This window comes from Xanthomonas sp. LMC-A-07 (assembly GCF_030208825.1).
Classification (GTDB): Bacteria; Pseudomonadota; Gammaproteobacteria; order Xanthomonadales; family Xanthomonadaceae; genus Xanthomonas; species Xanthomonas campestris.
Map to the genome: position 1 here is coordinate 783,034 of NZ_JARVTF010000005.1, position 13,630 is coordinate 796,663.

Annotated in this window: 13 protein-coding genes; 12 read left to right on the forward strand and 1 reads right to left on the reverse strand. The window is 67.8% G+C overall.

All coding sequences use genetic code 11. The features are described 5' to 3' along the window. The first annotated feature begins 130 nt into the window (after positions 1–130). From QRM89_RS06380 to QRM89_RS06435, 12 genes are all read left to right on the forward strand, one after another. A complete protein-coding gene (locus QRM89_RS06380; protein WP_103701207.1) occupies positions 131–769 on the forward strand; it encodes a hypothetical protein in 639 nt (212 codons plus the stop codon). A 319-nt stretch (positions 770–1,088) separates the two neighbouring features. After that, positions 1,089–2,006 (forward strand): AEC family transporter, encoded by a 918-nt coding sequence (locus tag QRM89_RS06385; RefSeq protein WP_103701208.1) that lies wholly within the window; start codon positions 1,089–1,091, stop codon positions 2,004–2,006. 67 nt (positions 2,007–2,073) lie between these two features. Then, complete coding sequence (locus QRM89_RS06390) at positions 2,074–3,138, forward strand: hypothetical protein (protein ID WP_285447548.1); 1,065 nt, start codon at positions 2,074–2,076, stop codon at positions 3,136–3,138. Between the two features lie 381 nt (positions 3,139–3,519). After that, on the forward strand, positions 3,520–4,152 hold the full coding sequence (locus tag QRM89_RS06395; protein ID WP_011035431.1) for a ParA family protein: 633 nt from the start codon (positions 3,520–3,522) through the stop codon (positions 4,150–4,152). A 15-nt stretch (positions 4,153–4,167) separates the two neighbouring features. After that, positions 4,168–4,644 carry a histidine phosphatase family protein gene (locus tag QRM89_RS06400; RefSeq protein ID WP_011035432.1) on the forward strand — a complete coding sequence of 159 codons (477 nt, stop codon included), beginning with the start codon at positions 4,168–4,170 and terminating at the stop codon, positions 4,642–4,644. Positions 4,645–4,647: 3 nt separating this feature from the next. Next, complete coding sequence (locus tag QRM89_RS06405; protein WP_042596682.1) at positions 4,648–5,220, forward strand: YceI family protein; 573 nt, start codon at positions 4,648–4,650, stop codon at positions 5,218–5,220. Beyond that, complete coding sequence (locus QRM89_RS06410) at positions 5,217–7,199, forward strand: phospholipase D family protein (RefSeq protein ID WP_285447549.1); 1,983 nt, start codon at positions 5,217–5,219, stop codon at positions 7,197–7,199. The genes QRM89_RS06405 and QRM89_RS06410 overlap by 4 nt, the downstream gene beginning before the upstream one ends. Positions 7,200–7,446: 247 nt before the next feature. Further along, positions 7,447–7,875 carry a hotdog fold thioesterase gene (locus tag QRM89_RS06415; RefSeq protein WP_011035435.1) on the forward strand — a complete coding sequence of 143 codons (429 nt, stop codon included), beginning with the start codon at positions 7,447–7,449 and terminating at the stop codon, positions 7,873–7,875. Between the two features lie 116 nt (positions 7,876–7,991). Beyond that, positions 7,992–8,795 carry a 1-acyl-sn-glycerol-3-phosphate acyltransferase gene (locus tag QRM89_RS06420; RefSeq protein ID WP_019237116.1) on the forward strand — a complete coding sequence of 268 codons (804 nt, stop codon included), beginning with the start codon at positions 7,992–7,994 and terminating at the stop codon, positions 8,793–8,795. Positions 8,796–8,849: 54 nt separating this feature from the next. Beyond that, entirely contained in the window at positions 8,850–9,836 is a 987-nt protein-coding gene (locus QRM89_RS06425; protein ID WP_014509471.1) for an alpha/beta fold hydrolase, read from the forward strand. A gap of 57 nt (positions 9,837–9,893) precedes the next feature. Continuing rightward, positions 9,894–11,966, forward strand: a complete 2,073-nt coding sequence (locus tag QRM89_RS06430) for a tetratricopeptide repeat protein (RefSeq protein ID WP_285447550.1) — start codon at positions 9,894–9,896, stop codon at positions 11,964–11,966. 428 nt (positions 11,967–12,394) lie between these two features. Beyond that, positions 12,395–13,006: a YbhB/YbcL family Raf kinase inhibitor-like protein gene (locus QRM89_RS06435; RefSeq protein ID WP_285447551.1), complete on the forward strand. Its 612-nt coding sequence runs from the start codon at positions 12,395–12,397 to the stop codon at positions 13,004–13,006. A 448-nt stretch (positions 13,007–13,454) separates the two neighbouring features. On the opposite strand, the gene QRM89_RS06440 is transcribed toward QRM89_RS06435, so the two are convergent. Then, a partial coding sequence (locus QRM89_RS06440) for a transposase (RefSeq protein ID WP_285447564.1) occupies positions 13,455–13,630 on the reverse strand: 176 nt, incomplete at its 5' end.

The following is a 13,630-nucleotide window of genomic DNA, read 5'->3' on the forward strand; positions in this document are numbered from 1 at the left end:
GGATTCCAAAACGGCGTGCAAATTGTAACAGTCGCCTTTCACGCGCCCGTCCGCCTGCGGATGCACAGCCGCCGCGCTGCGGTTAGGATGGGGACGGGAAGGGGTCGTTTGCTGTCAGGGGATAAAGCCAGTGAAGAAGCAATACGCATGGGTCGCCGCGTTGGCCCTGCTCGGGGGCGTGTGGTCGATGGCGCAGGCGCAGAGCCTGCCCAAGCCCAAGGAGTTCTATTTCGACGAGGACCGTGCCACGACCAAACCGGTGGTGGCCGTGCAGGGGCAGGGCGATGCGGTCGTGGATCGGCTGGCCAGCATGGTGCAGCGTGACGCACGCGCCGCCGAGCCACGTGCACAGCTTGCCGCGCTGGCCTATGCCGGTGGCCGCACACAGTTAGGCGACGAGCTCTACCAGGGCGCGCTGGCACTGGTGTCCAACGGCAGCCAGCAATACCGCGCCATCAGCTGGAACTACGGTTGGGACCTGTTGCGCGCCGACCAGGCCGACAAGGCCCTGCAGCACTGGGCCAACCTGGCCAACGGCCGCCCGGCCACGCCGGCATGGTTGCCCACCACGCTGGCATTGGGGCTGTGGCGCGCCGGACGCAAGCAGGAAGCGGTCGAGTGGTACGCCGCTGCCGTGCGCACCTGGCCGGACCGTTGGGGCAGCACCGCCAACTACGCAAGCCTGCTGCCGGAGTGGCGCGAGGCCGACCGCGCCAGCCTGGCCGAGGTCTTCGCCGCCTGGCAGGCCAACCCGCCCGCGTTCCCGTAAGCCAAACGCGCGCGGCAGTGAATCTGCAGCGCGCGGGTAACGCCGCATTGGCGATACAGCGCGGCGCTGCAGTCCGGCGCTGAAATCGCGCTGTGCGTCGTCTGCATTCGTGCAGGCCGTGGTGGCGTTCGTTGCGCCATCACTCGCCGGGCAGGTGGCTTGCGCACGCCAGCGTTGTCATCCAGGCGGTGTCATCGGCGCTCTGTGCTGAATAACGCGCAGACCAGGTGAAGTGCGTCGTTCCGCGCTGCAGTCGGTCGCAAGCCCGGCACGCGCGCTATGCCATCCTGCACACCCGTTTCGAAGACATGACCACGCCATGGCGGTGGATGCATTTGCGTTGATCCTGGCGATGCTGGCGCTCGGGCTGGTGTTTGCGCGGCTGCGCGTGCTGCCGGACAACAGCGCCGATGTGCTCAACCGCATCGTGTTGTACATCTGCCTGCCGGCCTCGGTGCTGACCTATGTCCCGCGGCTGCACCTGGATGCCTCGCTGGGCGGCGTCATCGCCACGCCCTGGCTGCTCACCGCCCTGATCGTGCCGATGCTGTGGGGCTGCAGCCGTCTGCTCGGCGTGCGCCGCGACGAATACGCCGCGCTGCTGATGTGCGTGGTATTCACCAACTCCAGTTTCATCGGCTTTCCGATGGTGCGCGCGCTGATCGGCGACCACGCCTTGCCGTATGCGGTGGTCTACGACCAGTTCGGCACCTTCGTGCTGCTGTCCACCTTTGGTTTGTACGTGCTGGCGCGCTACAGCGGCGACACCCCACCCACCGCGCGGATGATCCTGGCGCGGGTACTGCGGTTTCCGCCGCTGTGGGCGCTGGTCTTTGCGTTGACGCTGATGCCCGAACAGCCGCCGGCCTGGATCGGTTCGGGACTGAAGAGCCTGGCCGATGCGATGTTGCCGCTGGTGATGCTGGCCGTCGGGTTTTCGCTGCAATTGCGCTTGCCGGCGCAGGAACTCAAGCCACTGGCGCTGGGCTTGCTGTTCAAGCTGGCGGTCATGCCGGTGCTGGCATTGCCGCTGTCGTGGGCGCTCGGCCTGCAGGGCCAGATGCTGCAGACCAATGTGCTCGAATCGGCCATGCCGACCATGATTACCGCCGCGGCGCTGGCGATTTCGCACCGCCTGGCGCCACGTCTGGCGGCGGCGATGGTGGGCTACAGCATCCTGTTGTCGCTGCTCACCCTGCCGGCCTGGGCATGGCTGCTGGCGCGGCTGGCGGCTTGATGCGCGTGCCTGTGCATGAAATGCTGGCCGGCGGCGCATGCGCGCCCTCACAGGACAAGGCACACGGATGCGGACTTCACGATTGATTGGCAGCACGGTGCTGCTCTGGCTGGGCAGCGCGTGCATGGCCTCCGCCGCGCCCGCCGCTACTCCCACGGCTGATCCCACCAACGATCCGCTGGTGCAGCAGTGGGGACAGCAGGTCGGCGAGACGCTGCAGGCACGTCTGCGCAGCATGGCTGACAGCGGCAAGCCCGGGCCGCTTTATCTGGCCGGCCTGTTGTGGATCGACACCGAAACCGATGCCGAGTCCGACGCTGCGCGCGCCGGCTACGCGCCGCTCCAGCGCGCCTGGCTGCAACGCGCGCTGGACGCGCGGCCGCGCGACCTGCTGGTGGCGCGGATGGAAGCGCTGGGCTGCCCCGCTGGCTTGCGCTGCGACCCGCTCGCCGCGCTCGCCTTCCTGGAGCAGGCCGATGCCGGCAACGCCGATGTGCATCTGCGCGCCTACGCAGCGGCGCAACGGCGTGGCGATGCCGCCGCCGCCGAGCGCGCCTGGCAGGCCGCGGTGCAGGCAGACCATTTCGACAGTGGCGCGTTGGCCCTGGGCCAGGCCTTGCACGCTGCTTATGCCGATGTGCAATGGCCGGTGCTGACCTCGGTCAGCCTGCGCTCGCAGCTCGATGCACGTGGCCTGCCCTCCACCGGCGCAGACACCGCGATGCTGTTTGCAATGGCGGCGTGGTCCGCGCACGCATTGCCGGCATTGAGCCCGGTGGTACGCCGTTGCGATCCGGCCACGGTGACTCCAGCGCTGCGCGACGAATGCATGGCGGTGCTGGGCAATGTGGCCAAGGACGAGTCCACGCTGGCCACCGCACTGATCGGTGCCAAGCGCATGGCCAGCCTCAGCAGTGGCGCCGATGCCACGCGGTGGCAGGCCCGGGTACGTGAGTTGGCATGGCTGCAGCAGCAACAGCAGGGCCTTGCCGGCGCTGGTAGAGGCCTGGTGTCCGATGGGGATGCGGTGCTGGCGCACGGTGAAGTGCCGGCCTTGCGTGCGCTGCTGCAGCGCCAGGGCATTGCCACGCAACCGCCGGCCGGCTGGCAGCCGAGCGCTTCGGTGCAGTAAGGCCGCGCGCAGCACGCGCGTCGGAGCAGCAGGCAGCGCGGTTGTCTTGCGGTTGAGCAGGTCTTCAACTGCAGACCGATCGACAGGGCGCCTGGTTCGGGCGCGCTGCGCGTGCGTGCGCATGTGCGCTGCCGATCAGCCACACCCACACCATTGTGCCCGTGTCCGCTGATCTCGCTGGCTCGGGCGTTGCATTTTGGAGGTATCACCGCAGCGCTGGGCAAGCGCTACGCATGATGGCTGGTGCCAACGCCTGCATTCCCGCACCCACACGATGCTGCACTGCGATAGACAACGCCGTGGTGCGTTTAACGTGTTTCGACTACTTCCTCACCCGGCCGCGGTGTACGCTGCCGGCTTGCTCCCGGAAGCGAGGCGTGCATGAAGACAGTCCTGGTGGCCGGCTCCAAAGGCGGCGTAGGCAAGACCACGATCGCCACCAACCTCGCCGCACACGCGGCATTGCAAGGCCAGCGCACCGTGCTGGCAGATGCCGATCCACAGGGCTCGTCCACCCGTTGGGCGGAACGCCGCGCCAGTCTGGAAAGCGCGGTCCTGCCAATCGACGCCACCCGGCGCCGCAACTGGCAGGCCGCCGTGCCCGATGGCACCGACCAGCTGATCATCGATGCGCCGGCCGGCGCGATGGCCGATGACCTGAGCGGCTTCCTGGACCATGTTGACGCCATCGTGGTGCCGGTGCTGTCCTCTGCGCTGGATATCGAAGCGGTGGTCGGCTTCCTCAACACCCTGGCCAAGGTGCCGCGCGTGCACCAGCGCAAGCTGCCCGTGGGCCTGGTGCTCAACCGCGCCCGGCCGTGGACCCAGACCTCGCAACAGGCCGCCGAGATGATCGGCAGCTGGCCGTATCCGCTGGTGACGCAGCTGCGCGACACCCAGGCCTACGTGGTGATGGCCGGGCTGGGGCGCAGCTTGTTCGACTACCGCTCTGCGCAGGTGCGCGACCATCAACAGGACTGGGAGCCGCTGTTGAAGTGGCTCAAGAAAGCCTAGGACCGGAAAGCTCTTATGCGCGAACTGATCTTGCTCCGACACGCCCACGCCGAACCGGCCGACACCGGCCAGGCAGATTTCGACCGACCCTTGTCGCCGCACGGCATTGCCGAGGCCGAAGCCGCCGGCCGCTGGCTGCGCGAACAACACCTGGTGCCCGACCGCGTGCTCTGCTCGCCGGCCCGGCGTTCCCGCGAAACCCTGGAGGCGGTGCTCGAGCTCACCGGCTATATCGAACAACGCCTGGACGAGCGCATCTACGAGGCCACCCCGGGCACCTTGGCCAGCGTGCTGGACGAGCACCGCGAGGCCGAACGGCTACTGCTGGTGGGCCACAACCCCGGCCTGGAACGCCTGGCCGCGCTGATGCACAGCGGCCAGACCGGCGACTACCGCGGCATGCCCACCGCTTCGATCGCCCTGCTGGCCTTGCCGCTGGATGCGGCCATCGAACCTGGCATCGCCCGGCTGACCGCCTTCTGGTGGCCTTGATCCGTGCCACTGTCGCTGCGCTGGGTAGCCTGGCTCGCGCTGTGGGTCGCGTTGCCCTGCGTGGCCCAGCAGAAGGTGCATGCCATCGACCCGGTGCAATCGCGCTTCGGGTTCGAGATCAGAACCCGCTTCGGGATGAAGATCGAGGGATTGTTCCCGCGGTTCCGGGGTGAACTGACCGAATCGGCGGACGGGCGCCAGCAGGTGCGCTTCCGTCTGGATGCCGCACAGGTGGAAATCCCTGGCAAGGACCGCTACACCGCGTGGATGCGCGGCGAGGATTTCTTCAACGTGGCGCAGTATCCGGTGGTGGAATTCGAGTCGTTTCCGTACTCCGCCGAGGTGGTGAAGCAAGGCGGCGAGATCACCGGCAACCTGACCATCCGCGGAATCACCCATGTGGAGACCCTGCATGTGGTGCCGGCTGAATGCGCGCGGCCGGGCTATGATTGCGATGTGATCAGTCGAGGTACGGTCCTGCGTGGACGTTACGGAATGAATGCGTGGCAGATGGCCCTGGGCGACAGGGTGACGTTCATTCTACGTGGGCGGCTGCAGGAGGTCCGGCGCCCGTGACGTCCTTGTTGAGGATCCTTGTGCTGGCAACCTTGTTGCTCGGCACCGGATGCGCCGGCCTGTCGCAAACCGAACGTCACCGCGCCGCCGGCATTGCCGTGGCCGCGCGCAGCACCGTGGTCACCTGCACCCAGGCCGATCGCTGCGCCCAGCCCTCGCCGCTGCGCGCACTGGGTGGCGACGCCATCGCCGCCTCCACCGCTGCAGCGCCACGCCACTACGCCACCATCGTGGACCACGGCGAGGAATCGCTGGTTGCGCGTTTGAACCTGATCCGCAGCGCCACCCGCAGCATCGACCTGCAGACCTACATCTTCGACAAGGACGACAGCGCCCGCATGGTGCTGGACGCGCTGACCGCCGCCGCGCAACGCGGGGTCAAGGTGCGGATCCTGATCGATCAGCTCTCGGCGATCGCCGATCTGCAGATCCTGGGCGCGCTGGCCAGCAGCCACGAAAACCTGCAGCTGCGCATCTACAACCCCACCTTCGGCAAGGTGAAGCTCAACTACTTCGACTACGCCGGCAGCGTGGTGTGCTGTTTCCGCCGCTTCAATCAGCGCATGCACAACAAGCTGCTTGTGGTGGACGATGTGCTCGGCGTGGTTGGTGGACGCAACTACCAGGACGACTACTTCGACTGGGACAGCGAGTACAACTTCCGCGACCGCGACGTGATTCTGGCCGGGCCGGAAGTGCGCGCGATGGCGGTCAACTTCGATGCATTCTGGAACGCGCGCCGCAGTGTCCCGGCCGAGCGGCTCAACGATGTCGGGCGGCTGTTGCTGGACGACGGCCCACAGGCCATGCCGCCGGCCAAGTTCCGCCGGCCCGAGCGGGTGGCGCGGGTGGACCGCGAAGCCAACGATCCGCAGTTCGTGCAGGCTGCCTTCGTGGCCCCGGCAATGCCGGTGCAGCGTGTGCTGTACGTGGCCGACTTGCCACAGAAACACCGCAAGGAACACGGCGCCAAGGCGGTGTCCACCGCGCCGGAGCTGGACAGCCTGATCGCCGGAGCGCAGCAGGAAGTGCTGCTGCAGACGCCGTATCTGGTGTTGTCCGATCCCGCGCAGGAAATCTTCCGCACCTTGCGCAAGCGCGCGCAGCCACCGCGCATCGTGGTGTCCACCAATAGCCTGGCGGCCACCGATAACCCCATCGTGTATGCGCTGTCGTACAAGTTCAAACGCCGCAACATGCGCGAGCTGGGCTTCAACGTGTATGAGTTCAAGCCGTTCCCGCTGGATGCGCCGGTGGATTACGCCAACCTGCTGCCCGACCCGCTGACGGCCGCCGCGGGCGAGGCCGCCGAGAACGACCGCAGCAATCGCCTGATCGGCGGCAGTGCGGCCGGCAATGCGGTGCGTGGCAGCAGCGGTGGTAGTGGTGGTGGCGGGCGTACGCCCGGCGGCAGCGATGTCGACCGCCGCGTGCTGCGCACCGAGACCCGGCCCTCGTTCCTGGGTACCCGCGCGGTCAACAAGCCGTTGCCGGTGACGCGCGCCGGTGCGCGCATGGGGCTGCACGCCAAATCGTTGGTGGTGGACCGCCGCATCGGCGTGATCGGCACGCACAACTTCGATCCGCGCAGCGAGAACTACAACACCGAGGCGGCGGTGGTGATCGACGATCCGCGCTTTGCACAGGCGCTGGCCGCCAGCATCGAGCGTGACATCGCCCCCGACAACGCCTGGACGGTAGCGCCGCGCGAAAAGCCGCCGGTGCTCAGCGGCTTGAACTACAGCGTGGGCAAGGTGTCCGAAGCGTTGCCGGTGCTGGATTTCTGGCCGTGGCGCTACGCCACCAACTACGAATTCCAGCCGGGCCCGGGCTGCCCGTTCCCGCTCAAGCGCCAGGACCCGCAGTTCCGCCAGTGCTACGTGGCGGTAGGCGATTTCCCCGAGGTCAATGTTGGCCCGAAGTGGCTGCTGGTGCGGATGCTGACCGCCTTCGGCGCCGGGCTGGTGCCGATCCTCTGATCGGCAGTACCCGCTGCAGTACATGGGACTGCGCGTGCAGGCGCCCCGCACGTGCATCACGCAGCAGCGCCGCCGCATGCGCTGAAAAAACGCAGCGCACATGCGCGCGTGCAGGCAATCGCATCGCACCGTGTGGCCTAAATGACCAGGCAGTTGAATCATCGCGCGGGCTCCTGGATGCTCTTACGATTCCCGATTCCCGATTCCCGATTCCCGATTCCCGATTCCCCAACTCGATCCCATGCCCATGCGCTTTCGTGAACCCGTCGACCTCGCTGCCCTCAACGCCTCCAGCCGCGACACCTTGATCGCGCAGTTGGGCATCGTGTTCACCGAAGCCGGCGACGACTGGTTGCGCGCCACCATGCCGGTGGATACGCGCACCAAGCAGCCGTATGGCCTGCTGCACGGCGGCGCCTCGGTGGTGCTGGCCGAAACCCTGGGCAGCAGTGCCGGCAACCTGTGCGTGGATATGACGACCCAGATGTGCGTGGGCCTGGAAATCAATGCCAACCACCTGCGTGCGGCTTATCAGGACGTGGTGATCGGCACCGCGCGCCCGGTACATGTGGGCCGCAGCACCCACGTCTGGGACATCACCATCGACAACCCGGCCGGCAAACGGGTGTGTGTCTCGCGCCTGACCCTGGCGGTGGTGGCGCGCACCAATGGCTGAGCGCGCCCGGCGTGCGCATGGGTGGAACAGCGCCGCCCGCTCCCGGCACTGCGCGGCGGCCGTGCTGCTGTCACAATAGTGGCGCCTTCCTTCCCCGTTCCGGTCCTGTTCCTCGAATGAGCGAGTCATCCCTGCCCGCCACGCGCGATGCCGGCGGCGCGCTGCGTTGGTTCCGTTATCTGTATCGGGTGCCATTGCTGCTCGTGCACCTGACGGTCTGCCTGCCGATTACCATGCTGTGTGTCGTGGCGCCGCCGCTGGCGCGCATCCGCACCGGCCGCGACGACACCCTGGACGAGCGCATGATCCGCTGGTGGCAGGGCACCCTGATGCGCATCTTCGGGTTTCGCCTGCGCCGTTTCGGCACCCCGTTGCCCGGCGCCACCTTGTTCGTGGCCAATCACGTCAGCTGGGTCGACATCTCGATGCTGCACAGCCAGCGGGTGATGGGCTTTGTGGCCAAGCGCGAAATCGCTGGCTGGCCGCTGGTGGGCTGGCTGGCCACCAAGGGGCAGACCATCTTCCACCAGCGCGGCAACACCGAGTCGTTGGGCGGGGTGCTGCAGGAAATGCTGCTGCGCCTGCGCAGCGGCAAGCCGGTGGGTGTGTTCCCGGAAGGGCGCACCCGCGGCGGTACCGAGGTGGGCCCGTTCCATGCACGCATCTTCCAGGCGGCGGTCGAAGCCGGTGTGCCGGTGCAGCCGGTGGCGTTGCGCTACGGCGAGCGCGGCAGTGCACAGGCCGTTGTGGCGTTCGGCGAGCGCGAGAGTTTCTTTGCCAATATCGTGCGGCTGCTCGGTGAGCGCTCACGGCTGGCGGAAGTGCATTTTCTCGAGCCGATCGGCGCGCTGGATATCGACGGGCGGCGCCGTCTGGCCGACACCTCGCGCCAGCGCATCCTTGCCGCGATGGAGTCCTGAGGCGGCCATGCGCCTGCCGCTGCCAGCCGTCGCGCCAGCTGCGCCAACGCGCGCATGAACGCCTCCGACTATCAGCCGCCGCGCTGGCTGCGTAATCCGCATGTGCAATCGGTGCTGGGCAGCAGTGCATTGCGCCGCATCCGCAGCCGCCAGTTGCTGGCCGCTGCCGGCGCGCGCACCAGCGAGCACATCCTCGACGGCGGCGACGGCGTGCGCTTGCAGGGCTGGATGAGCGTGCCGCCGGGCGATGCACCGGTACGTGGCACCGTGTTGCTGCTGCATGGCTGGGAAGGCAGCGCCGAATCCAACTACATGCGGCTCACCGCCGCGCGCCTGCTCGGGCTCGGCTACCAGGTGTTCCGGCTGAACTTCCGCGACCACGGCGGCACCCACCACCTCAACGTGGACCTGTTCCATTCGGATCGGGTGGACGAAGTGGTCAACGCGGCCGCCGATCTATGGCGGCGCTTTCCGTCGCAGCAGCTGCTGGCGGCCGGCTATTCGCTGGGCGGCAATTTCGCGCTGCGGCTGGGCCTGCGTGCGCCGGCGGCCGGTCTCCCGCTGACGCGGGTAGCCGCGGTGTGCCCGCTGCTGGATCCGGCAGCGACCATGCAGGCGCTGGAAGACGGCCCGCAGTTCTACGATTGGTATTTCCGCCGCAAATGGCGTGAATCGCTGCTGCGCAAGCGCAAGCTGTTTCCCGAACAACACGGCTACGACGACGCCACCCTGGCGCTGGACATGCGCGGCCTGATGGCGTGGCTGGCGGTGCAACACACCGGGCATGGCTCGCTGGAAGCGTATTTCGACAGTTATTCCATTGCCGGCGACCGCCTGGCCGGGCTGCAGGTGCCGGCCGACATCCTGATGGCCGAAGACGACCCGGTGATTCCGTTTGCCGATTTCGCCGGTTGGCAATTGCCGGCCCACGCGCACCTGGAAATCGCGCGCTGGGGCGGGCATTGCGGCTTCCTGGAAAATGCCCGCGGCGACGGCTTTGCCGAGCGCTGGGTGGCCGAACGCTTGAGCGGCATCGCCTAGGTCGGCAGCGCAGCGCGCATCGTTACAATAGCGGTTTGTCCTGGACACCCCGCCGCCATGCAAGACGCCATTCTCCAAGCCCTGCGCCGCAATGCCGCCGATGACGCCGTGGCGCTGGCCCGCGAGTGGGTGACCAGTGCACCGGACCTGTCGGCCGCGCACCGCTGGCTGGGGCTGTCGTTGCAGCAGCAGGGGCAGCCGGTGCTGGCGCTGGCCAGCATCGAGGCCGCGTTGGAACTCACCCCGGAAGACGCCGACCTGCACCTGTTGCGCGCCGGGCTGTTGCTGGCCGTGCGCGATGTGCCCGGTGCCGATGCCGCGCTGTCGCGCAGCACCACGCTGGACCCCAACCAGTTCAATGCCTACGTGATGCAGGCGCATCTGGCCGTGGCGCGTGGCGACCTGGACGAGGCCGAGCGGCTCAGCCGCACCGCCGCACGCCTGGCACCGGAGCATCCGCAGTTGCTGGCGGTCGATGGCGTGGTGGAGATGCGCCGCGGCCAGAGTGATCGCGCGCTGTCACTGCTGACGCGTGCGGCCGAGCAGCTGCCCGACGATGCACGGGTGATGTTCGCGCTGGGTTTTGCGTATCTGCAAAAAGAACACTTTGCCTTTGCCGAGCGCGCGTTCGAGCGGGTGATCGAACTGAATCCGCCGGGCACCGCATTGCGTGCCTTCATCGCCCAGCTGGCACAGCGCCAGGGCCGTCTGGACGATGCGCTAAGTGCAATGCAGGGCGTGCTGGCCCAGCCCGGCGGCGACATCCCGGCGATGCGCCGGCTGGCCGGCGAGATGGAATTGCAGGCCGGCCGTCCGGACCAGGCGGTGGCGCACCTGCGCCTGGCGCTGGCCCATTGGCCGGCCGATCGTCGCACCCTGCACGCGCTGCTGAGCGCCTGGGAGCGGCTTGGTGCGGTGGACGATGCCCGCGACACCCTGGACGCGGCGCTGGCCACCTCCAGCAATGCGCACGACCTGTGGCTGGCGCGCCTGGCGGTGGAGCCGGTGGGCGGGCCGCAGGCGCAGGCGGTGATCGAGCGCTGGCTGCTGGGCATGCCCGAGCACCTGCCGGCGCTGGAGGCACTGATGCGCGTGCACGACATGCAAGGCCATGCCGACGAGGCAGAAATGGTGGCGCGGCAGATCGTGGCGGTGGAGCCGGGCCGCATCAGCGGCGAGCAGCGCATTGTCGAAGCCCTGCTGCAGCGCGACCCGCCGGCGGCGATCGCCTGTGTCGAATCCTTGATCGAATCGTTGCCCGCCCCGCAGCAGACCGTGCTGCGGCCGTGGCTGGGCAACGTGCAGGATCGCGCCGGCCAGCCCGACGCCGCGCTGGCCACCTGGATGCAGTTCCACCGCGAACAGGCCCAGCACCGCCTGCCGTTGCCGCCGCAAGCCGCCAAGCCGTCGATGCAGTGGCCACCGGTGGGCAACATTCCGGACACGGTGAGCGCGCGCCCGCTGTTCGTCTGGGGCCCGCCCGGCTCGCATGTCGAACGCCTGATCGCGGTCATGGACGCCGCCACTCCGCTGGTGCGTGGCGACCGCTACGGCAACACGCCGCCGTCCGATGCGCTGCAGAGCTACCGCACCGTCGAGCAACTGGGCAACGGCGAGCTGGCGCCGCTGGCGCTGGTGGAAGGCTGGAAGGCGCAGCTGCCGCGCCGTGGCATCGACGACGGCAACGTCATCGACTGGCTGCTGTGGTGGGACAACACCTTGCTGACCGCGCTGCGCCCGCACCTGCCCGAGGGCCGTCTGGCAATCGCGCTGCGCGACCCGCGCGACATGTTGCTGGACTGGCTTTCGGCCGGCGCGCCCGCGCCGCTGGCGTTGCAGTCGCCACAGCAGGCCACCGACTGGCTGCTGACCATGCTGGAACAGGTGGCGGTGCTGCACGAACGCGACCTGTACCCGCATCGCATCATTCGCCTGGACGGCATCGAAAGCGACCCGCAGGGCATCTCGACCGCGCTGGAACAGGCATTCGGCCTGACCTTCCCGCTGATCGAACCGCGCGGCCCGGCCCGCCTGGCCGCCGGCCGCTGGCGCGATTACCGCAGCGTGCTGGGCGCGCAATTCGACCTGCTCACCCTGATCGCGGTGCGCTTCGGATACCCACAGGACTGAGCGCGGCGGCGGGCAGGGCCTAGACTGGCTCCGCTTGCCGCTTGCCGCTTGCCGCTTGCCGCCTGCTCGTCCGCCGTCCTGCCGCCGCTCCGCGATGGATGCGGCCGGTGCTGGACGAATAGCGCCGGCCTCGGCCCGCCAGGCACGCACCTCGCTTTCGTAGGAGCGGCCTTGGCCGCGATGAGGCGTTACCGGTAAAGCCCTCGCGGCCAAGGCCGCTCCTACGCGCGAACCGCGTTCCGGGAAATTCATGAAGATCGTCTCGCTCGCTCCCGAAGTGCTGTGACCGGATCACACGCGCACTGAGCCAACTTGGCCCTGGCCTGTCACACCCCACCCGGCTGCGCCACACAAGGTTCCATCGCGATGGCTTTCGCTGCCGCGCCGAGCCAGGCACCCTGGTGACCCCGATTCCACGGAGACCCTGCATGCGTCTGACCAGCCACAGCATCGACAACGGCAAGCCGATCCCCACCGAGTTTGCCGCCGGCACGCCGGAGGGCTTTGCGCCCAACCGCAACCCGCATCTGGCCTGGAGCGAGGTGCCCGAAGGCACGCGCGGCTTCGCGCTGCTGTGCCTGGACCCGGATGTGCCCACCGTGCCGGAGACGGTGGGCCGCGAGGATGTACAGATCCCGGTGGATCAGCCACGCACCGATTTCGTGCATTGGGCCATGGCCGATATCCCCGCAAGCGTGCGTGAGATTGCGGCCGGCAGCTGCAGCGATGGCTTTGTGGCCAAGGGCAAGCAGCAGCCGGCGGGCCCGGCCGGCGCGCGCCAGGGCCTGAACTCCTACACCCAGTGGTTTGCCGGCAATCCCGACATGGCCGGCAACTACCTGGGCTACGACGGCCCGTATCCGCCGTTCAACGATCTGCGCATGCACCGCTATTTCTTCCGTGTGTTCGCGCTGGACGTGGCGCAACTCGAACTGCCGACGCTGTTCACCGCCGCCGATTTGCTGGCCGCGATGCAGGGACACGTGCTGGCCGAGGCGGCGTTGCACGGCACCTACACGCTGAATCCTGCGCTGCGCTAAGCCACGGAAACAGCATTCCCAATCACGCGCCGTAACTCTGCTCGGCGGCCGGAAGCGTCGGCAAGCGTCGCTCCCGCGCCGAGAAAACAAGTCGCTTGGACGCCCCGTCGCCTTACGTAGGAGCGCGCTTGCGCGCGAGGGCATTCCCAGCAATCGTGCCGCGCTGCAATCGCGCAGCAACAGCCATCGTGTTGGTTGGCTCCAGCAGCATCGGCGTGCAGTAGCCGATGCTGCTGCAAATGGCCTTTAATTCAGCGGTGCGTGACCCCTGGATGACGTAGCAATTCGCTTGGCGGATCCCTCAGCCGCAGCGCGTGATCGCGGCAAGGCATCCATGGGGATGCCTAGGCGCGAATCTGCTGCGCAGCTCACCCCACATCGTGCGCTTAGGCAGCAACCCCGTGAACGCCCCTCGCGCGCAAGCGCGCTCCTACGTCTTAGAGCCTGTTCACGATCTTCTGAGTAATAGTGCCAAGAAGGCCAAATGGATGAACTGCAGGCTGGTGTTGAGTTTGCGCTCGCAGTTCTTCCATAGCCTTCGGTTCTTCTCCAGCCAAGCAAAACTACGCTCGACGATCCATCGCTTGGGCATGACCTTGAAGGTGTGCAGTTCGCTGCGCTTGG